The organism is Streptomyces sp. NPDC088261 (genome assembly GCF_044740805.1).
Taxonomy (GTDB): Bacteria; Actinomycetota; Actinomycetes; order Streptomycetales; family Streptomycetaceae; genus Streptomyces.
In genome coordinates, this window is the sequence record NZ_JBIURL010000027.1 from 53636 (window position 1) to 73627 (window position 19992).

Sequence of the window (19992 nt, forward strand, 5' to 3'; positions counted from 1 at the left end):
GGGGGCCGCGGCCCCCGCCGGGCTACCCGGGCAGTTCCTCGCGGTACGGGGCGAGCGCGGGGGCGGTCTTCGTCGCGGCGAACTCCGTGATCCGGTAGGCGCACACCCCGCCGGTCACGAACGGGTCCGTCGCGGCGAGCCGCTCGATCTCCGCGCGGTCGCCGCCCACCGCCAGGATCACGCCGCCGTCGCGGGGGTTCTTGCGGCCGGAGGCGAGGAAGACCCCGGACGCGTACAGGGCGTCGAGCCACGACACATGGGCGGTCAGCAGGGCGTCCACCCGCTCGACGGGCGCGGTGTAGGTCAATTCCAGTACGAACATGATCACCAGACTAACCAACCGCCTCCGGCCACGCCCTAAAATGGCCGATCATGACGCGGACCGTGACACCGTTCGAGATGCCCGCCGACGAGACGGCGGCGCGCGCCCTCCAGGACCAACTGCGCGGGCGGGTCGTCCTGGACGAGCCGGGCCCTGAGCCCGGCACGGGCCTGGTGACCGGGGTCGACGTGGCGTACGACGACGAGCGGGACGTCGTCGTGGCGGCGGCCGTGGTGCTGGACGCGGCGACCCTCGCGGTGGTGGACGAGGCGACCGCGGTCGGCCGGGTCACCTTCCCGTACGTCCCCGGGCTGTTGGCGTTCCGCGAGATCCCGACCGTCCTGGCCGCCCTGGCGGCGCTCTCCTCCCCACCCGGTCTGATCGTCTGCGACGGCTACGGCCGCGCCCACCCGCGCCGCTTCGGCCTCGCCAGCCACCTGGGCGTCGTCACCGGGCTGCCGGTGATCGGCGTCGCGAAGAACCCGTTCCTGTTCACGTACGACGAACCGGGCCCGGAGCGGGGCGACTCCACGCCGCTCCTGGCGGACGACACCGAAGAGGTGGGCAGAGCGCTGCGCACCCAGAAGGCCGTGAAACCGGTCTTCGTCTCCGTGGGCCACCGGGTCACCCTCGCCACGGCCTGCGCCCACACCCTGAGGCTGTCCCCCACCTACCGCCTCCCGGAAACCACCCGCCGAGCCGACACCCTGTGCCGCCGAGCGCTCCGTGAGGCCACAGCCTGAACACCCTGGCGACGCCCCCCGATTCGGCGTACCTGAGTATCTGTACGGATATCGCACCGCGCCACCGCTGGGCAGCCTGGGTGCATGACCAACGAGCAGATCTGCGCCGGACCGGTGGAACCCAGCAAGGCGGAGCGCGCTCTCACCGTCGTGACGGTCGTCGCGGGCGTCCTGATGCTGGTGGGCACGATCGCGGCGATATCCGTCGTCGCCCTCCTGTCGTACGGCCTCGACTAGGACGGCTCCGGCGGCTCCACCGACCGGGGTTCAGCCGCGCTCGCCCGTGCGCACGTCGGCGCCCCCGTGCTCCTCGGACAGCAGGCTGACCGCCGCCGCGAAGCGGGCGTGTTCGCCGATCGAGCCAGGCGCCGCGAGCACCTGCCCCCGCTCGACCGCGCCGGCCGCCACCCCCCCCGGTACCGACACGCTCACGTTCGTGCCCGCGCCCGCCTCGCCGACGCACCGACCGCCCGCTTCGACGGCTCCCGCCGTGACCCCCTCCCCGCGACCGGACCTCGACGGACGGCCGATCGTATCCGCGCCGAACCGGGAGGCGGGGACCGGATCGGCGGCTTATCCCTCGTACTATCGGGCATCAGGGCTGAGCGCTCGCTCTGGCCGGGAGGCCTGGGCGGTGTGGTGTCCGTTCCTGTCCCCACGGCTGTTCCACCGGCTGTGCCCCAGTGTTGAGGAGAGCCCCATGGCCCACGCGGCAGCGACGGGAATCGGTCCGCTGGCGGGTGTACGCGTGGTCGAGCTGGCCGGCATCGGGCCGGGGCCGTTCGCCGCCATGACGCTCGCCGACCTCGGCGCCGATGTCGTACGGGTGGACCGTCCCGGCGGCGCCGGCCTCGGGATCGACCCCGCGGCCGACCTCACCAACCGCAACAAGCGCTCCGTGCTGATCGACCTCAAGTCGCCCGAAGGCGCCGCCCGCGTCCTCGACCTCGTCGAGCGGGCCGACCTGCTGATCGAGGGAAACAGGCCCGGCGTCGCCGAACGGCTCGGCATCGGCCCCGAGGAATGCCTCGCCCGCAACCCCCGCCTGGTGTACGGCCGCATGACCGGCTGGGGCCAGGACGGCCCGCTCGCGCAGAGCGCCGGGCACGACATCGGCTACATCGCCCTCTCCGGCGCGCTCTCCATGATCGGCAAGGCCGACGAACCGCCCGCCCTGCCCGCCAACCTCCTCGGTGACTACGCGGGCGGCGCGCTCTACCTCGTCATCGGACTGCTCGCCGCGCTCCAGCACGCGAGAACCCCGGACGGCACGGGACAGGTGGTAGACGCGGCGGTCGTGGACGGCACCGCCCACCTCACCACCATGATCCACGCCATGATGGCCGCCGGCGGCTGGCAGGACCGGCGCGGCGGCAACCTGCTGGACGGCGGTGCCCCCTTCTACGGCTCGTACGAGACCGCCGACGGCGCGTACATGGCGGTCGGCGCGCTGGAGACCCGGTTCTACGACCGGTTCATCGAACTGCTCGGCATCGAGGACGACGTCCCCGCGCGCAAGGACTTCGGGCGCTGGGACGAGCTGCGCGCCGCCGTCGCCGCCCGCTTCAAGGAGAGGACCCGCGCCGAGTGGACGGCGGTCTTCGAGGGGACGGACGCGTGTGTCACCCCCGTACTGACCCTGCGTGAGGCCCCCGCGCACCCGCACCTCGCCACCCGCGCCACCTTCACCCAGCACGCGGGCGTCACCCAGCCCGCCCCCGCGCCCCGCTTCTCCGCCACGCCCGGATCCGTACGCAGAGCGCCCGCGCTGCCCGGCGCCGACACCGCCGAGGTGGCCAGGGACTGGGACCTGCCCGCCCACTGAGTCCCGCCCACCACCCCCCCACCGACCCCCCGCTGAACGACCCGCCGAACCCCCGCCGGACCGTCTGCCCCCGCCCCTGTGACCGTCTCCGGAAAGGCAGTTGCCGTGAGTACCGAAGCGTATGTCTACGACGCGATCCGCACCCCGCGCGGCCGCGGCAAGGCCAACGGCGCCCTGCACGGCACCAAACCGATCGACCTCGTCGTCGGCCTCATCCACGAGATGCGCGCCCGCTTCCCCGGCCTCGACCCGGCCGCGATCGACGACATCGTGCTCGGCGTCGTGAGCCCCCTCGGCGACCAGGGCTCCGACATCGCCCGGATCGCCGCCGTCGCCGCCGGGCTCCCCGACACCGTGGCCGGGGTGCAGGAGAACCGCTTCTGTGCCTCCGGGCTCGAAGCCGTCAACCTCGCCGCCGCCAAGGTCCGTTCCGGCTGGGAGGACCTTGTCCTCGCCGGCGGCGTCGAGTCCATGTCCCGCGTCCCGATGGGCTCCGACGGCGGCGCGTGGGCGATGGACCCGATGACCAACCTCGCCACCGGCTTCGCCCCGCAGGGCATCGGCGCCGACCTGATCGCCACCCTCGGCGGCTTCACCCGCCGTGACGTGGACGAGTTCGCCGCGCTGTCCCAGGAACGGGCCGCCACCGCCTGGAAGGAAGGGCGCTTCCAGCGCTCCGTCGTCCCCGTCCTCGACCGCAACGGGCTCACCGTCCTCGACCACGACGAGCACCTCCGCCCCGGCACCACCGCCGACACCCTCGCCGCGCTCAAGCCGTCGTTCGCCGGGATCGGCGAAGCGGGCGGGTTCGACGCCGTCGTCCTCCAGAAGTACCACTGGGTCGAGGCGATCGACCACGTCCACCACGCGGGCAACTCCTCCGGCATCGTGGACGGCGCCGCCCTCGTCGCCATCGGCTCCCGGGAGACCGGCGAACGGTACGGGCTCACGCCCCGCGCCCGGATCGTCTCCGCCGCCGTCTCCGGGTCCGAGCCCACCATCATGCTCACCGGCCCCGCCCCCGCCAGCCGCAAGGCCCTCGCCAAGGCCGGCCTGACCATGGACGACATCGACCTCGTGGAGATCAACGAGGCCTTCGCCGCGGTGGTCCTGCGCTTCGTCGGGGAGATGGGGATCTCCCTCGACAAGGTCAACGTCAACGGCGGCGCCATCGCCCTCGGCCACCCCCTCGGCGCGACCGGCGCGATGCTCGTCGGCACGCTCGTGGACGAACTGGAACGCCAGGACATGCGGTACGGGCTCGCCACCCTCTGCGTCGGCGGCGGCATGGGAGTGGCCACCGTGGTGGAACGCCTCTGACCTCCCTGCCGGTCCGGCGCCCCCCTCTCTCTCGTCCGGCCCGTCCAGACCCCTACGGAGCAACGGAGCAGCAGCATGAACGAGTCCGCGTCCCCCACCATCCGCTGGGAGCAGGACAACACCGGTGTGGTCACCCTCGTCCTGGACGACCCGAGCCAGTCCACCAACACGATGAACGAGGCGTTCCGCCGCTCCCTCGCCGCGACCGCCGACCGCGCCGAGGCCGAGAAGGACAGCGTCCGCGGCTTCATCGTCACCTCCGCCAAGAAGACGTTCTTCGCCGGCGGCGACCTCAAGGACCTGATCAAGGCGGGCCCCGGCGACGCCCGGCGGATCTTCGAGGGCGGCCTCGCCATGAAGGGCGCCCTGAGGCGCCTGGAGACCCTGGGCAAGCCCGTCGTCGCCGCCCTCAACGGCGCGGCCCTGGGCGGCGGTTACGAGATCGCCCTCGCCTGCCACCACCGCATCGCCCTCGACGCGCCGGGCTCCCGGATCGGCCTGCCCGAGGTCACGCTCGGGCTGCTGCCGGGCGGCGGCGGTGTCACCCGTACGGTACGGCTCCTGGGCATCGCGGACGCCCTGCTCAAGGTGCTCCTCCAGGGCACGCAGTACTCCCCGCGCCGCGCCCTCGACAACGGCCTCGTCCACGAAGTCGCCGCCACCCGGGAGGAAATGCTCGCCCGGGCGCGCGCGTTCATCGACGCCCACCCCGAGTCCCGGCAGCCGTGGGACGAGAAGGGCTACCGCATCCCCGGCGGCACGCCGTCCAGCCCGCGCCTCGCCGCCAACCTCCCCGCGTTCCCGGCCGGTCTGCGCAAGCAGCTCGCCGGGGCCCCCTTCCCCGCCCCGCGCAACATCCTCGCGGCGGCCGTCGAGGGCTCGCAGGTCGACTTCGAGACGGCGCAGACCGTGGAGTCCCGCTACTTCACCGAGCTGGTCACGGGACAGACCGCGAAAAACATGATCCAGGCGTTCTTCTTCGACCTGCGGGCCGTCAACTCCGGCGGCAGCCGCCCGCGCGAGGTCCCGCCGCGCGAGGTCCGCAAGGTCGCGGTCCTCGGCGCCGGGACGATGGGCGCGGGCATCGCGTACGCGTGCGCCCGCGCCGGCCTCGACGTGCTGCTGAAGGACGTCACCCAGGACGCGGCGGCGCACGGCAAGGCGCAGGCGGCGAAGGTCCTCGCGAAGGCGGTCTCCCGGGGCCGTACGACCGAGGCCGAGCGGGACCGGGTGCTCGCCCGCATCACCCCGACCGCCGACCCCGCCGACCTGGCGGACTGCGACACGGTGATCGAGGCGGTCTTCGAGGACCCGGCGCTCAAGCGCAAGGTGTTCCAGGAGGTCCAGGGGATCGTCGCGCCCGACGCGCTGCTCTGCTCCAACACGTCCACGCTGCCCATCACGGCGCTCGCCGAAGGGGTGGTGCGCCCCGCCGACTTCATCGGGCTGCACTTCTTCTCGCCCGTCGACAAGATGCCCCTGGTCGAGATCATCAGGGGCGAACGGACCGGTGACGAGGCCCTGGCGCGCGCGTTCGACCTGGTCCGCCGGATCAAGAAGACCCCGATCGTCGTCAACGACGCGCGGGGCTTCTTCACGTCCCGGGTGATCGGGCAGTTCATCAACGAGGGCGTCGCCATGGTCGGTGAGGGCATCGAGCCCGCGTCGGTCGAACAGGCCGCCGCGCAGGCGGGCTACCCGGCCAGGGTGCTCGCCCTGATGGACGAACTGACCCTGACGCTGGCGCGCAAGATCCGTGAGGAGTCGCGGCGCGCGGTCGAGGAGGCCGGCGGTACGTGGACCGGGCATCCCGCGGACGCCGTCATCGACCGGATGGTCGACGAGTTCGGCCGCCCGGGACGCGGCGCCGGAGCCGGGTTCTACGCGTACGCGGAGGACGGCACCCGTACGGGTCTCTGGCCGGGCCTGCGCGAGCACTTTCCCCCGGCGGCGGGGGCCGGCGTCCCCTTCCGGGACCTCCAGGAGCGGATGCTGTTCTCCGAGGCCCTGGACGCCGTCCGCTGCCTGGAGGAGAAGGTGCTGACGTCCGTGGCCGACGCCAACATCGGCTCGATCATGGGCATCGGCTTCCCGGCGTGGACGGGCGGGGTGCTCCAGTACATCAACGGTTACGAGGGCGGCCCGGCCGGATTCGCCGCCCGGGCAAGGCAGTTGGCGGAACGCTACGGCGAACGCTTCGCCCCGCCCGTCCTGTTGATCGACAAGGCGACGAAGGGGGAGAGGTTCACGGACGCGTAGGGGTGCCCGGGGGAGGGCGTCGGGGACGGGAACGGAAGCGGATCGGTCATGACCCACAACTTCCTTGTGTGTCAGCTGTATTGACACTTCCATTTCAAGAGTTTTACGTTCCTTGTACCTGAGAGAGCGCTCTCCGACGACCCTTCCCCCCATGTCTCCGAGGTGCCGTCCATGTCCTTCTCCCGTGCCCGGCCGCTCTCCGCGGCGGTTCTCGTCACCGCGCTCGCGGCCGTCGGCCTGGTCCCCACGGCCACGCCCGCGGCGGCGGCCACCGTCCCCGTGGGCTCCGGCAGTTACACCGACACGCGTCCCGCGGGGACCTCCGGGCCCACCACCGGGACCGGGACGCCGGTCACCCCCAAGGTGACCCCGGCCGCGCGGGCCAAGCCGCTGCCCACCAACGACTGGTGGTCCTCGCTGGCCTTCCAGCGGTACGCCGACAACCCCTGGTCCACCCCGATGTACGGTCATCCGCTCACCTACCAGGCGGTGGCCGGCGGTCTGGAGGTCGGGTATCCGACGGCGCCGACCGTCAGCGGGGACGGCCGGCAGTACGAGTACGCGCACAAGCGCGACCTCACCCTCGGGCTGACCGGGCTCAACTCCGCCGACACCAAGGCCGACGCCTGGTCCGACTGGACCGTCACGCCCTACTGGTCCGACGGCGCCCGCACCCTGCGCGCCACCATCGGCCACGGCCTGCCCTTCGTATACGCCAAGGGCACCGGCGGTGACGCCCGGATCACCACCGCCGCCGCCCCCGCCGTCTTCTCCGATCAGGGCAACGTCCTCGGCATCACCGTCGCGGGCCACCACTACGCGCTGTTCGCGCCCACCGGCGCCGACTGGACGGTCTCCGGCTCCACCGTCACCGCCGGGCTCGGGGCCAAGGACTACTTCTCGGTCGCCGTCCTGCCCTCCACGGACGCCCTGGCCACGTACCGGAAGTACGCGTACAGCTTCGTGACCGGCTCCAAGGTGACCTGGAGCACCACCGGCGGCACGGTCAGGGCCACCTACAGCCTCACCACCGCGCCCCAGGAGGGCACCGAGACGGGCACGCTCCAGGCCCTCTACCGCCACCAATGGCTCTACACCACCGACGCGTTGACGCCGTACACCTACGTCTCGCCGCGCGGCACGATGAAGGTCAGGGAAGCCGCCTCGTTCACCACGAGCCAGCAGGGCTCCGGGGTGCTGCCCACGCTGCCCGCCTCCAGCGCCGTCGACCGGGCCCGCCTCCGGGGCTATCTGAACGAGGTGGCGAACGCCGCCGACCCGTTCTCCGGCGCGCGGGACACGTACTGGACGGGCAAGGCCCTCGGCAAGCTCGCCCAACTCGTCCCCATGGCCGACCAGATCGGCGAGACCGCCACCCGCGACAAGCTCCTCGGACTGCTCAAGGGCAGGCTCCAGGAGTGGTTCACGGCGGGCGGCGCGAGTGAGTTCTCGTACGACCGGACGTGGAAGACGCTCATCGGCTACCCGGCCTCGTACGGCAGCGACACCGAGCTGAACGACCATCACTTCCACTACAGCTACTACGTGTACGCGGCGGCGATCGTCGCCCAGTACGACCAGGCGTGGGCCGCCGACCCGGCCTGGGGCGGCATGGTCAAGACGCTGATACGGGACGCGGCCAACCCGAGCCGTATCGACGCCGACTTCCCCTTCCTGCGCGGCTTCGACATCTACGCGGGCCACAGCTGGGCCTCCGGGCACCAGGGCTTCGCCGCGGGCAACAACCAGGAGTCGTCGTCCGAGTCCACCAACCTCAGCGCCGCGCTGGTGCTGTGGGGCTCGGCCACCGGCAACAACGAGCTGCGCGACCTGGGCAGTTATCTGCTGACGACGGAGTCCGAGGCGATCGCCCAGTACTGGTTCGACGCCGACCAGCAGGTCTTCCCGGCCTCCTTCGGCCATGACACGGTCGGCATGGTGTGGGGCAGCGGCGGCGCGTACTCCACCTGGTGGACCGCCAACCCGGAGGAGATCCACGGCATCAACGTCCTTCCGGTGACGGGCGGTTCACTGCACCTCGCCCGCAGGAAGGACGCCATCAACCGCAACCTGGCGGAACTGCAACGGGAGAACGGCGGCCCGGCCGTCGAATGGCGGGACATCCTCTGGGAGTTCGAGGCGCTGTCCACCCCCGCCACCGCCAAGGCCAAGTGGGACGCGGGCAACGCCGGTTACGGCCCCGAGGCCGGCGAGTCCAGGGCGCACACGTACCACTGGATCACCACCCTGGCCGCGGTGGGCGCCCCGGACGCCACGGTCACCGGATCGATCCCGACGTCCGCCGTCTTCTCGAAGGGCGGGGTACGGACCTACGCGGCGCACAACTTCGAGTCGGTGGCGCGGACCGTCACCTTCTCGGACGGGGCGACGCTGACGGTCCCGGCCCGCTCGACCGCGAGCAGGTAGCGGGCGAAGAGCAACCGGACACCGCGACGGCGGGTCCCGGCCGGGCGCAAGCCCTAGGCCGAGGCCCGCCGTACCAGCGTTGTCGGAGTGATCACCGGATCCGGGGCCGGCGCCCCCGCCCGTTCGTGGTCCAGGCCCCGCAGCAGCAGCCGGGCCATCAGGCGGCCCTGCCCCTCGATGTCCTGCTGGACGGTCGTCAGCGGCGGATCCGTGCCCTCCGCGATCGAGTCCATGTCGTCGAAGCCCACCAGCGCCACGTCCCCGGGCACCGCCCGCCCGCGTTCCTTGAGCACCCGCAGGGCGCCGGACGCCATCAGGTCGTTGGCCGCGAACACCGCGTCCAGGTCGGGGCACCGCCCCAGCAGCTCCGCCATCGCCCGCTCGCCGCTCGCCGCCGTGAACTCCCCCTCGGCGATCAGCGCCGGGTCCCAGGCGGGCAGCACGTCCCGGTAGCCGTCGAGTCGGTCGGTGGCCGACGTCTGGTCGGGCGGGCCCCCGATGTGCGCGATCCGCCGGCGCCCCAGGTCCCACAGATACCGTACGGCGGCCCGCGCGCCCCCGCGGTTGTCCGCGTCGACGTACGGCACGGTCTGGTGCTCGGAGGGCACGCTCCAGGCGGGCCGGCCCCCGTACACCGTGGGGATCCCGGCGCGCCGGGTGATCGCGGGGATCGGGTCGTCGGTGTGCAGCGAGAAGGCGAGCGCGCCGTCCACATGGCCGCCCGCGAGATAGCGCGCGATCCGGTCGTAGTCGCCGGGCCCTTCGAGCAGCAGCAGCACCAACTGCGTGTCGTGCGCGGTCAGTTCCTTGCTGATGCCGCGGATCTGCTGCGAGAAGAAGGGATCGGAGAAGATCCGGATCTCCGGCTCGGCGATGATCACCGCGACCGCGCCGGTCCGCCGGGTGACCAGGGTGCGCGCCGCGTGGTTCGGTACGTACCCCAGCTCCTCGACGGCCCTGGTCACCTTCTCGACCAGCGGTGGCCGCACCCCCGCGCCGCCGTTGACCACCCGCGAGGCCGTGGCCCGCGAGACACCGGCCCGGGCGGCGACGGCTTCCAGGGTGGGCCGGGCCCCTGCGAGCGGCTCGGGCAAGGCGTGCTCCTCGTCGGCGGACATGGTGGATACGACCCACCACAGTACGACGACAGGGTATCCGGCCCGCCCGCGCGGGAGAGCGCTTTCTCCGCGCCCTCCGCCCTCGCTCCCGCAGGTCGCGGGGGCGAGGGCAGGAGCAGGCGCGGGGCAGAGGCAGGGGCAGGGGCAGGGGCAGGGGCGCGGGCCGGGAGGAGCCGCGGGCGTCAGCCGCCGTGGACCGAGTGCGTCGCGGCGATCTGCTTCCAGGAGGTGGGCGGGACCGGGACCCCGGTGTCCCCGGCACCCCGCGCGGCGGCGGGCGCCGCAGGGGAGAGCGCCGACCCGGAGATCGACGCCGACCCCGCCGCCGGCTTCGACGGCTGGAACAGCCACGTGTCGAACAGGGCGTCGAGCCGCACCCCCGAGACCCGCTCCGCGTACGCCACGAAGTCGCCCACCGACGCGTTCCCGTACGCGCGCTCCGCCGGCCACCCCTTGAGGATCGCGAAGAAGTCCTCGTCACCGATCCTGTTCCGCAGCGCCTGGAGCGCCAGCGCGCCCCGGTCGTACACCGCCCCCGCGAACTGGTTCTCCGGCCCCGGGTCGCCCGGCCTCACCGTCCAGAACGGGTCCCCGGCCGGGTACAACGCGTAGACGTAGTCGGCCAGTTCCTGCGCCGTGCCCTCGCCCTCCTTCTCCGACCAGAGCCACTGGCTGTAGCTGGCGAAGCCCTCGTTGAGCCAGATGTCCTTCCAGCCCTTCACCGACACGCTGTCGCCGTACCACTGGTGCGCCAGCTCGTGCACGACCACCGACACGTTCGAGCCGCGCGCGAACTGCCGGGGGCTGTAGAAGACCCGGGTCTGCGTCTCCAGCGCGAACCCGCTGGGCACGTTGGGGACGTACCCGCCCACCGCGTTGAAGGGGTACGGGCCGAAGACGCCGCTCAGCCAGTCCACGACCTCACCGGTGCGCTCCACGCTCGCCCGCGCCGCGCCCGCGTTGTCGCCCAGATCCTTGCTGTACGCGTTGACGACCGGCAGCCCGTTCGCCGTCGTGTCCGTCGTGATGTCGAACTTGCCGACCGCGAGGGTGGTCAGGTACGTCGCCTGCGGCTTGTTGGAGCGCCAGCTGTAGCGGGTCCAGCCCAGCTTCGACGTCTGCGACTGGAGCACGCCGTTGCTGATCGCCTGCGTGCCGTCCGGCACCGAGACCGAGATGTCGTACGTCGCCTTGTCCAGCGGGTGGTCGTTGGACGGGAACCACCACGCGGCGGAGTCCGGCTCCTGGGCCGCGACCCCGCCGTCCGGGGTGCGCTGCCACGCCGTGTAGCCGTCGATCGAGAACGCGGAGGGCTTGCCCGCGTACCGCACGACGACCGTGGCCGACTGACCCTGCTTCAGCGGGGCCGCCGGGGTGATCTCCAGCTCCTGCTTGCCGCTCTTCGCGAACGCCGCCTTCTTCCCGTTCACCAGCACCTCGTCGACCGTGAGGCCGAAGTCGAGGTTGAACCGCGAGAGGTTCTGCGTCGCGGTGGTGAGCAGGGTCGCAGTGCCCTGGAGCAGGTCCGTGGCGGGCTGGTAGGTGAGCCGGAGGTCGTAGTGGGACACGTCGTACCCGCCGTTGCCGCTGGCCGGGTAGTAGGGGTCGCCGATGCCCGGCGCGCCCGGGGTGAAGCCCGCGGCCGACGCAGGGACCGCCAGCAGGAGGGAGGCCGCGAGGACGCCGGGGACGATGAGTCTGCGGTGCACGGAGAACTCCAGGGTGTGGGGGTCGAAGATCCCTTCGACTGTATGCAGGGCCCCGTGTGTGGTCATGCTCATGGCTTCCTCCGTCACATGATTGCCATCCGGCGGACACGGCCCCGCCTTTCCCGCGGACCTTGCCCCCTCGCTTCCCGCCGTCCCGGACCGGAAGATCACTCCGCGCGCCCCCGACTGCCCCCTGTTGCACGGGAGTTGACCGGGGTACCTTTCCGCCCCATGGAGATCCGTGCGCGGGGAGCCCGCCGGCCGTACCGGTCGTACCGAACGCTGATCGCGGCGGCCTGCGCCGCCCTGCTGGGGGTCCTGCTCACCCCGGCGGGGGCACAGGGCGCACCACGGGGCCCCCACGGCGCGGTGAAGGTCAGTCAGCCCGTCTACTCGTACGCCGACGCCGTCCGCGAGTCCGTCTGGGTCGACACCGGGCTCGACGGCGACGCCGACGGCGTGTCCGACCGGGTGGTGGCCGACATCGTACGGCCGGCCGAACCGGCGCGGCAGGGCCGGAAGATCCCCGTGATCATGGACGCCAGCCCGTACTACTCCTGCTGCGGACGCGGCAACGAGAGCCAGAGGAAGACGTACGACGCCGACGGCACGCCCCTCTCCTTCCCGCTCCACTACGACAACTACTTCGTCCCGCGCGGCTACGCCTTCGTCGCCGTCGACGTCGCGGGCACCAGCCGCTCCGACGGCTGCGCCGACGTCGGCGGCCCCTCCGACGTGCGGTCCGCCAAGGCGGTCGTGGACTGGCTGAACGGCCGCGGCCGCGCGTACACCACCCGTACCGGCACCACCCGCGTCCAGGCCGGCTGGACCAACGGCAGGACCGGCATGATCGGGAAGAGTTACGACGGCACGATCGCCAACGGCGTCGCCGCCACCGGCGTCCGCGGCCTGGAGACCATCGTCCCGATCAGCGCCATCAGCTCGTGGTACGACTACTACTTCCAGCAGGGCGCGCCCCTCCAGGGCTCAGGCCCCGACTGGCTCGCCAACTACGTGGAGAGCCCGGCCGCCCGCGCCCGCTGCCAGGCCGTCCAGCAGCGCCTGGTCGAGGAGGCTCCCCGTACGGGCGACATCACCGCGCTGTGGGAGGCGCGCGACTACGTGAAGAACGCCGGCCGCGTCACCGCCAGCGTCTTCGCCGTCCACGGCACCCAGGACCTCAACGTCCGTACGAAACACCTCGGCCAGTGGTGGGACGCCCTCGCCGACGCGGGCGTCGAGCGCAAGATCTGGCTCTCCCGGACCGGCCACGTCGACCCCTTCGACTTCCGCCGCGCGGAATGGGTCGACACCCTCCACCGGTGGTTCGACCACTACCTGCTCGGTTACGACAACGGCATCGAGCGCGCGCCCATGGCGGACATCGAGCGCGCCCCCGGCCAGTGGTCCACCGACCGGGTGTGGCCGCCGCGCGGCACGGACACCACCACCCTGCGCCCCGCCCAGGGCCCGGTCGCCGGCGTCGGCACCCTCGGCCGCACCGCCGCCCGCCCCGGCACGACCGCGACGTTCACCGACGACCCCCGCCTCGACGAGGAGGACTGGGCGGAGACCGCCGACCTGAACACCCCCGACAAGTCCGGCTTCGTGACCCGCCCCCTCAGCCACGACCTGCGGCTCTCCGGCTCCTCCACCGTCACGGTCACCGCCACCCCGTCCACGGAGACCGCCCACCTCTCGGCGGTCCTGGTGGACCTAGGCCCCGACACGATCCGCGACTACAACGCGCCGGGCGAAGGCATCACCACCCTCACCGAACGCACCTGCTGGGGCCCGAGCACCCCCACCGACAGCTCCTGCTACCGCGAGACCGCGCCCCGCACCGCCGACGTCACCCACACCGTCCTCAGCCGGGGCTGGGCCGACCTCGGCACCTACGCGTCCGCGTCCCACGGCCGGCCCCTCACTCCCGGCACGCGCTACACGCTCACCATCGACCTCGCCGCGACCGACCACGTCGTCCCGGCGGGACACCGGCTCGCCCTGATCGTCGCCGGTACGGACCGGGGCCTCATCCAGCCGCCGTCCACCACCCCCACCCTCACCCTCGACCTGGCCCGCACCTCCGCGCACCTCCCGCTCGTCGGCGGCGCGCGGGCGTTCACCCGGGCCACGACCGGCGCCGCCCCCACGGACCCCGCCGCCGGCCGGTCCCGACCCGACGGCGTGGCCGAACCGCGCCGTACACCCCCGATCCCCGGAGAGAGCGGCTGATGGCCCCCGGCTTCCGTACCCTCGTCCTCGCGGCCACCGCCGCGGCCCTGGTCATGCCCCTGACCGCGACCTTCCCCGCGCAGGCCGCCCACACCGCCCCCGCCCCGCCGCGTACCGCCTTCGAGACCGGCGGCGGCGCCGACTGGACCGGCCAGGCCCAGGAACAGGAATTCCTCACCGCCGTCGACCGGGGGAGCGCCCGCACCACGCTCACCACGATCGGCACGACCACCCAGGGCCGCCCGCTCCAGCTCGTCCGGGTGGGCGCCGAACGCGCGCCCACCACCGTGCTGCTGGTGTGCAGCCAGCACGGCGACGAACCGTCCGGCCGCGAGGCGTGCCTCACCGAGATCCGCGACCTCGCCTACGCGCGGGACCGGGACACCCGGCGCTTCCTCGACCGTACGACCGTGCTCGTCGTCCCCACCGCCAACCCCGACGGCCGGGCCGCCGACACCCGGGGCAACTCCGCCGGGATCGACATCAACCGCGACCACATCGCCCTCAGGACCGCCGAGGCCCGCGCGCTGGCCGCCGTCGTCCGCGACCGGCGCCCCGACGTGATCTACGACCTGCACGAGTACGGCGCCACCCCGCCGTACTACGACAAGGACCTCTTCGACCTCTGGCCGCGCAACCTCAACACCGACCCCCGGGTCCACGACGAGTCGAAGACCCTCTCGGAGGCGTACGTCCGGCCCGCCGCGCGCGCCGGGGGCTTCTCCATCGGTACGTACGGCATCTGGACCGACCCCGTCACCGACGAGCCGATCCGGCAGACGGCGGGCGACGGCCAGGAGCGCATCCTGCGCAACGCGGCCGGCATCAAGCACGCCGTCGGCCTGCTCATCGAGAGCCGCACCGACCCGGTCACCGACGCCGAGAAGGCCGATCCCGCGCTGAACAACCGGCGTAGGGTACGGAGCCAACTCGACGCCCTCACCGGCCTGTTCGACTTCGCCGACCGGCGGCGGGCCCGCATCGTGGCCGCCACGGCGACGGCCAGGGCCGCCGGCCTCGCCGACCGGGGGCCCGTCTACCTCGGAGGCGCGGACAACGAACCCGCCACCCCCGAGGCGATCCTCCAGGACCCGCCCTGCGGCTACCGGCTGGACGCGGCGCAGTACGGCGACCTCAAGGACGAACTGGCCCTGCACGGCGTACGGGTCGTGCCGGACCGCACGGGCGCGTTCGTCCCGCTGCGCCAGTCGCAGCGCGACCTGGTCCCGCTGCTGCTGGACGGCCGGGCGACCTACCACCTCACGGCGGCGCGACCGGTGGAGGACTGCTGAGGGGACACGCCCTAACCGACCGCGAGCCGCGCCGCGTCCTCCGCGCATCCCCACGCCACGGTGACGCCCGCGCCCCCGTGCCCGTAGTTGTGCACCAGCCGTCCGCCGCCCGGCAGCGGAGCCGCCTCCAGGCGGACCCGCGGCCGGGCCGGGCGCAGCCCCACCCGGTGCTCCAGCACCCGCGCCCCCGCCAGGGCGGGCCTGATCCGCGCGCAGCGCGCGACGACGGCCGCCGCGTCGGCCGGATCGGGGGCCAGGTCCCAGTCGTTCTCGGTCGACGTACCGCCGAGGAGCACCCCGTACGGCTGCGGCATGATGTACGTCATGTCCGGGGAGCCGGCGACGGCGGACACGAACCACTCGTCGACGCCCGGGTTCTCCACCACCACCAACTGCCCGCGCACCGGCCGCACGGACGCGTCCGCCGCCAGCTCCCGCGCCCCGAGACCGGAGCAGTTGACCACCACCGGCGCCTCGGCGGCCGGTTCGGCCAGCCCCGCCGTCGTCCGCACCTCGACCGTGCCGCCCGCCGCCCTGAACCGCCCCTTCAGATACCGCAGATGGGCCGGCATGTCGATCAGCGGAACCGCCGCCCGCAACCCCTGCCGGAAGCCCCCGGGCAGCTCGTCCCCGCGGGCCTCGCGCAACTCCCCGAGCCGCGCCGCCCAGGGGCCGAGGCCGTCCGGCGAGGTGTCCGTCATCAGCCCCGCGACCACCCGGACCCCCGTCTCGTCCGGCCGCCGCGCCATCTCCTCGTACCGGGTCAGTGAACGCTCCAGCCACGCGTCCACCAGCTCGGCGGGCTCTATCCGGTACGGCCAGAACAGCGCGCCGGCCACCGCCGAGGTGGTCCGCGCGACCGGATCACGGGTCCACAGCCTGACCCGGTGGCCGCTCTCCGCGAGCACCAGCGCGGTGGTCAGCCCGATGACCCCGCCCCCGACCACGATCACATCGCCACTCATGCCGGGACCGTAACCGAATTCCGGCCGGGGGTCGCACTCGGCCGCCGATGTGGACGCCCTCCCGCACCACCCCGTTAGGATCGACGGTCTGATGACTGCCACGCTCGTAGCCAAGGAACTCGCCGCCGGACACGGCGACCGCTCGCTCTTCTCCGGACTCGACCTCGTGGTCGCCCCCGGAGACGTGATCGGGCTCGTCGGTGCCAACGGCGCCGGGAAGTCGACCCTGCTCCGGCTGCTCGCCGGACTCGACACCCCCGAGGAGGGAGAGCTGCGGCTCTCCCCGCCGACCGCCGCCGTCGGCCACCTCCCGCAGGAGCCGGAACGGCGGGAGGGCGAGACGGTACGGGCCTTCCTGGGCCGCCGCACCGGTGTCGCCGCCGCGCAGACCGCGCTGGACGAAGCGACCCAGGCCCTGGTGGACGGCGCCCCCGGCGCGGACGACGCGTACGCCACCGGGCTGGACCGCTGGCTCGGCCTCGGCGGCGCCGACCTCGACGAACGCGCGGAGGAGGTCGCCGCCTCCCTCGGCCTCACCGTCGATCTCGACCAGCCCATGACCACCCTCTCCGGCGGCCAGGCGGCCCGGGCCGGCCTCGCGTCCCTGCTGCTCTCCCGCTACGACGTCTTCCTTCTGGACGAGCCCACCAACGACCTCGACCTCGACGGGCTCGAACGCCTCGAATCCTTCGTCTCCGGGCTGCGCGCCGGCGTCGTGGTGGTCAGTCACGACCGCGAGTTCCTCGTCCGTACGGTCACCAAGGTGCTCGAACTCGACCTCGTCCAGCAGAAGATCAGCCTCTTCGGCGGCGGGTACGAGGCGTACCTGGAGGAGCGGGAGACCGCGCGGCGCCACGCCCGCGAGGAGTTCGAAGAGTACGCGGACAGGAAGTCGTCCCTGGAGTCCCGCGCCCACACCCAGCGGGCCTGGATGGAGAAGGGCGTCAAGAACGCCCGGCGCAAGGCCACGGACAATGACAAGATCGGCCGTAACCTCCGGACCGAGTCCACCGAGAAGCAGGCCGCGAAGGCCCGCCAGACCCAGCGCATGATCGAGCGTCTCGACGTGGTCGAGGAGCCCCGCAAGGAGTGGGAACTCCGGATGGAGATCGCCTCGGCGGACCGCTCGGGCGCGGTCGTGGCGACCCTCAACGGGGCGGAGGTCGCACGCGGCGACTTCCGCTTCGGGCCCGTGACGCTCCAGGTCGACCGGGGTGACCGGGTCGCCATCACCGGGATCAACGGCTCCGGCAAGTCCACGCTCCTGGCCGCGCTGCTGGGCCGGCTGCCCCTGGACGCCGGTCATGCGACGCTCGGCTCCGGGGTGGTGGTCGGCGAGGTCGACCAGGCCCGCGCGCTGTTCCACGGCCCGGACACCCTGCTGGACGCGTTCCGGGCGGCCGTCCCCGACACGGAACCGGCCGAGATCCGCACCCTCCTCGCGAAATTCGGCCTCAAGTCGCACCACCTGACCCGGCCGGCGACGACGCTCTCGCCCGGCGAGCGGACCCGCTCGGCGCTCGCCCTCCTCCAGGGCAGGGGAGTGAACCTCCTCGTCCTGGACGAACCGACGAACCACCTCGATCTGCCCGCGATCGAACAGCTGGAGTCCGCGATGGACTCCTACGACGGCACGCTCCTGCTCGTCACCCACGACCGCCGCATGCTGAACGCGGTCCGCACGACCCGCCGCCTGACGGTGGCGGGCGGCCGGGTGACGGAATCCTGACGGCACAAGGAAAACCGGCCCGCGTTTTGGGCCGGAATGCGGACCCGACACCCGGCGGATAAGATCATCGCAATGGCATGACACCCGCCACAGCCCTGCCCGGTCGCCGGTTTCCCCCGGCGGCCGGATCGCTGAGGGAGGTCCGATGCTCAGAGCGAGTGTGGTCGTTCCGGTGTACAACGGCGGTGAACACCTCGACCGGTGTGCCGCGTCCCTGACCACCCAGAGCCTGTCGCCCGACACCTACGAAATCCTTTTCGTGAACGACGGGTCGACCGACGATTCGGCGGACCGGCTGCACAGGATCGCCTCGATGCACGCGCATGTACGGGTGCACCACCAGGAGAATTCCGGCTGGCCCGGCAAGCCCCGCAACGTGGGTGTCGAGCTGGCCAGGGGTGTGTACGTGCAGTTCGTCGACCAGGACGACGAACTCGCTCCGGAATCCCTCGAACGCCTTCTCGCGCTCGCCGAGCGCAATGAGTCGGACATCGTGCTGGGCAAGGTGTTCGGCACCATGGCGGGACCCAGCAATGTGTTCAAACGGACGGTGGAACGCTGCACCGTCAAGGACGCCCCGCTGATGGAAAGCCTCACCCCGCACAAAATGTTCCGCCGGTCCTTTCTGCTGGAACACGGCATCAAATTCCCGGAAGGCCGCGTGCGGCTGGAGGACCAGCTGTTCATGGCGCGTGCTTATGTACGGGCCAAGACCGTGTCCATTCTCGGGGATTACCCGGCCTACCAATGGGTGCGGCGGGAGGACGGCGGGAACAACAGCGGCGGCGCGACGACCGCCACGGACTACTACGGCCACCTGCGCGGGGTCGTGGAGGCGATCCACGAGGGCACGGAGCCGGGCGAGCTGCGCGACCACCTGCTGCGGCGCTCGTACCGGGTGGAACTGCTGCGGCCGGTGACCGAGCCGCGCGTGCTCCAGCGCAAGGGCAAGCAGCTGGCGGAGTACTTCGACGTCGTCCGCCGCATGGCCCTGGAGTGCTACCCCCCGGGCGTCAGGAACGGCCTGCCGGCCGTCACCGGCCTGCGCGCGGCCCTGCTGGAGGAGGGCCGCCTGGACTCCCTGGTCGAGCTGGCCACCAGGACCCGGCGGATCAAGCCGCGCGTCGCGGTCGACCCGCCGGTCTGGCGGGACGGCAAGCTGGCGGTACGGGTCGTCGTCCACCATGTGCGCGGCGACGGCGAACCCCTGTGCCTCGTGCGCCGCGACGGCGACTGGTACCTGGACCCGGAGCTGGTGCGCGGGATCGAGGGCGCGGAGGATTGGAAGGTCGACGACCCCTTCGCGTACGCGGCCGGTGAACTGATCCTCCAGGACACCGTGACCGGCCACTGGTGGTTCCCGGACGCCGAGCTCACCCCGGAGCTGCGGGGGCTGGGCGACGGTTCGTACCAGGTGGTGATGGCGGGGGAGACGCTGATCGACCCGGCGGTGGTGTCGGGCGGCGAGGCGCTTACGCGTGGCGTGCATGAGGTGTGGCTGAACTCCCAGATGCTGGGCGTGGGCCGCCGGGCCCGGGTGGCGTCTCCGTCGCGCCCCCACGTGCCTCCGGGCGCGGTGGGCCGCCAGGTCATCGCGCCCCGGTGGGCGGGCCCGCACACCCAGCTCCGCCTGGTGGCCGGGGGCCACGGGGGCCGTCCGGTGGCGCGGCTGCGGCGGGTGCTGATGGCGGCGGCGTCGCATCCGGGGGGCCATCGGTGGGGGCGGCGCCTGCCGGTGGGCATCCGCCGACGGGCTCGCGCCCTGGCGACGCGAACGCACGACTGGTGCCTGTCCTGACGGTCTGCGGCGCGGTGGTGGGCGCGGCGCCTCGCGTGTCCTCGCGCCGGACGGGCGTCTGCGCCCCGGTGGGGGGCGCGGCTTACTGATGTCCTCAATCGCCGGACGGGCTTGATTGTGCCCGCTGCGGGCCGGTGGCCTGGGCGCGGCTTGTCGCCGGGGGCCGGTCAGGGGTCGTGTCCTGCACTGCATGTTTTACGTCGCGTGCGGGGTCTTGTTTTGCGTAACGGTAGCCATGCGACACAAAACA

Annotated in this window: 15 protein-coding genes; 10 read left to right on the plus strand and 5 right to left on the minus strand. The window is 72.7% G+C overall.

The features are described from left to right. Positions 1-22 precede the first annotated feature (22 nt). A complete protein-coding gene (locus ACIODU_RS32440; RefSeq protein WP_401772518.1) occupies positions 23-322 on the minus strand; it encodes a YciI family protein in 300 nt (99 codons plus the stop codon). Between the two features lie 50 nt (positions 323-372). On the opposite strand from ACIODU_RS32440, the gene ACIODU_RS32445 reads away from it, so the two are divergent. Both ACIODU_RS32445 and ACIODU_RS32450 read left to right on the plus strand, forming a co-directional pair. After that, positions 373-1065, plus strand: coding sequence for an endonuclease V (locus ACIODU_RS32445; RefSeq protein ID WP_401772521.1), 693 nt, complete (start codon positions 373-375; stop codon positions 1063-1065). An 84-nt stretch (positions 1066-1149) separates the two neighbouring features. Then, positions 1150-1302: a hypothetical protein gene (locus tag ACIODU_RS32450; protein WP_161312314.1), complete on the plus strand. Its 153-nt coding sequence runs from the start codon at positions 1150-1152 to the stop codon at positions 1300-1302. 30 nt (positions 1303-1332) lie between these two features. Here ACIODU_RS32450 and ACIODU_RS32455 read toward each other — a convergent pair whose 3' ends face one another. Continuing rightward, positions 1333-1491 carry a hypothetical protein gene (locus ACIODU_RS32455; RefSeq protein WP_401772524.1) on the minus strand — a complete coding sequence of 53 codons (159 nt, stop codon included), beginning with the start codon at positions 1489-1491 and terminating at the stop codon, positions 1333-1335. A gap of 274 nt (positions 1492-1765) precedes the next feature. Here ACIODU_RS32455 and ACIODU_RS32460 point away from each other — a divergent pair, with 274 nt between their 5' ends. From ACIODU_RS32460 to ACIODU_RS32475, 4 genes are all read left to right on the plus strand, one after another. Further along, on the plus strand, positions 1766-2890 hold the full coding sequence (locus tag ACIODU_RS32460) for a CaiB/BaiF CoA-transferase family protein (protein ID WP_356428505.1): 1125 nt from the start codon (positions 1766-1768) through the stop codon (positions 2888-2890). Between the two features lie 105 nt (positions 2891-2995). After that, entirely contained in the window at positions 2996-4210 is a 1215-nt protein-coding gene (locus ACIODU_RS32465; RefSeq protein ID WP_401772526.1) for an acetyl-CoA C-acetyltransferase, read from the plus strand. A 75-nt stretch (positions 4211-4285) separates the two neighbouring features. Beyond that, the gene (locus ACIODU_RS32470; RefSeq protein ID WP_401772529.1) at positions 4286-6469 is read left to right on the plus strand and encodes a 3-hydroxyacyl-CoA dehydrogenase NAD-binding domain-containing protein; all 2184 of its coding nucleotides are present in this window, start codon (positions 4286-4288) and stop codon (positions 6467-6469) included. 171 nt (positions 6470-6640) lie between these two features. Further along, positions 6641-8896 (plus strand): glycosyl hydrolase, encoded by a 2256-nt coding sequence (locus ACIODU_RS32475; RefSeq protein ID WP_401772532.1) that lies wholly within the window; start codon positions 6641-6643, stop codon positions 8894-8896. A 53-nt stretch (positions 8897-8949) separates the two neighbouring features. On the opposite strand, the gene ACIODU_RS32480 is transcribed toward ACIODU_RS32475, so the two are convergent. Further along, a complete protein-coding gene (locus ACIODU_RS32480; protein WP_356428497.1) occupies positions 8950-9990 on the minus strand; it encodes a LacI family DNA-binding transcriptional regulator in 1041 nt (346 codons plus the stop codon). 206 nt (positions 9991-10196) lie between these two features. Continuing rightward, entirely contained in the window at positions 10197-11723 is a 1527-nt protein-coding gene (locus ACIODU_RS32485) for a M1 family metallopeptidase (RefSeq protein ID WP_401772551.1), read from the minus strand. A 231-nt stretch (positions 11724-11954) separates the two neighbouring features. On the opposite strand from ACIODU_RS32485, the gene ACIODU_RS32490 reads away from it, so the two are divergent. After that, the gene (locus tag ACIODU_RS32490) at positions 11955-13958 is read left to right on the plus strand and encodes a Xaa-Pro dipeptidyl-peptidase (protein WP_401772534.1); all 2004 of its coding nucleotides are present in this window, start codon (positions 11955-11957) and stop codon (positions 13956-13958) included. Continuing rightward, positions 13958-15250 carry a M14 family metallocarboxypeptidase gene (locus ACIODU_RS32495; protein WP_401772537.1) on the plus strand — a complete coding sequence of 431 codons (1293 nt, stop codon included), beginning with the start codon at positions 13958-13960 and terminating at the stop codon, positions 15248-15250. The genes ACIODU_RS32490 and ACIODU_RS32495 overlap by 1 nt, the downstream gene beginning before the upstream one ends. Before the next feature lie 11 nt (positions 15251-15261). Here the strand turns inward: ACIODU_RS32495 and ACIODU_RS32500 are convergent, their stop codons facing one another. Beyond that, positions 15262-16215, minus strand: a complete 954-nt coding sequence (locus ACIODU_RS32500) for an NAD(P)/FAD-dependent oxidoreductase (protein ID WP_401772539.1) — start codon at positions 16213-16215, stop codon at positions 15262-15264. Between the two features lie 91 nt (positions 16216-16306). Here ACIODU_RS32500 and ACIODU_RS32505 point away from each other — a divergent pair, with 91 nt between their 5' ends. Together ACIODU_RS32505 and ACIODU_RS32510 are read left to right on the plus strand one after the other, a co-directional pair. After that, positions 16307-17944, plus strand: a complete 1638-nt coding sequence (locus ACIODU_RS32505) for an ABC-F family ATP-binding cassette domain-containing protein (RefSeq protein ID WP_356428489.1) — start codon at positions 16307-16309, stop codon at positions 17942-17944. 145 nt (positions 17945-18089) lie between these two features. Continuing rightward, positions 18090-19742, plus strand: a complete 1653-nt coding sequence (locus ACIODU_RS32510) for a glycosyltransferase (protein WP_356428487.1) — start codon at positions 18090-18092, stop codon at positions 19740-19742. Positions 19743-19992: the final 250 nt, after the last annotated feature.

Coding starts and splice junctions, on each gene's coding strand:
- ACIODU_RS32440 (WP_401772518.1), bottom strand. CDS start 322: ATGTTCGTACTGGAATTGACCTACACCGCGCCCGTCGAGCGGGTGGAC.
- ACIODU_RS32445 (WP_401772521.1), top strand. CDS start 373: ATGACGCGGACCGTGACACCGTTCGAGATGCCCGCCGACGAGACGGCG.
- ACIODU_RS32450 (WP_161312314.1), top strand. CDS start 1,150: ATGACCAACGAGCAGATCTGCGCCGGACCGGTGGAACCCAGCAAGGCG.
- ACIODU_RS32460 (WP_356428505.1), top strand. CDS start 1,766: ATGGCCCACGCGGCAGCGACGGGAATCGGTCCGCTGGCGGGTGTACGC.
- ACIODU_RS32470 (WP_401772529.1), top strand. CDS start 4,286: ATGAACGAGTCCGCGTCCCCCACCATCCGCTGGGAGCAGGACAACACC.
- ACIODU_RS32475 (WP_401772532.1), top strand. CDS start 6,641: ATGTCCTTCTCCCGTGCCCGGCCGCTCTCCGCGGCGGTTCTCGTCACC.
- ACIODU_RS32490 (WP_401772534.1), top strand. CDS start 11,955: ATGGAGATCCGTGCGCGGGGAGCCCGCCGGCCGTACCGGTCGTACCGA.
- ACIODU_RS32495 (WP_401772537.1), top strand. CDS start 13,958: ATGGCCCCCGGCTTCCGTACCCTCGTCCTCGCGGCCACCGCCGCGGCC.
- ACIODU_RS32500 (WP_401772539.1), bottom strand. CDS start 16,215: ATGAGTGGCGATGTGATCGTGGTCGGGGGCGGGGTCATCGGGCTGACC.
- ACIODU_RS32505 (WP_356428489.1), top strand. CDS start 16,307: ATGACTGCCACGCTCGTAGCCAAGGAACTCGCCGCCGGACACGGCGAC.
- ACIODU_RS32510 (WP_356428487.1), top strand. CDS start 18,090: ATGCTCAGAGCGAGTGTGGTCGTTCCGGTGTACAACGGCGGTGAACAC.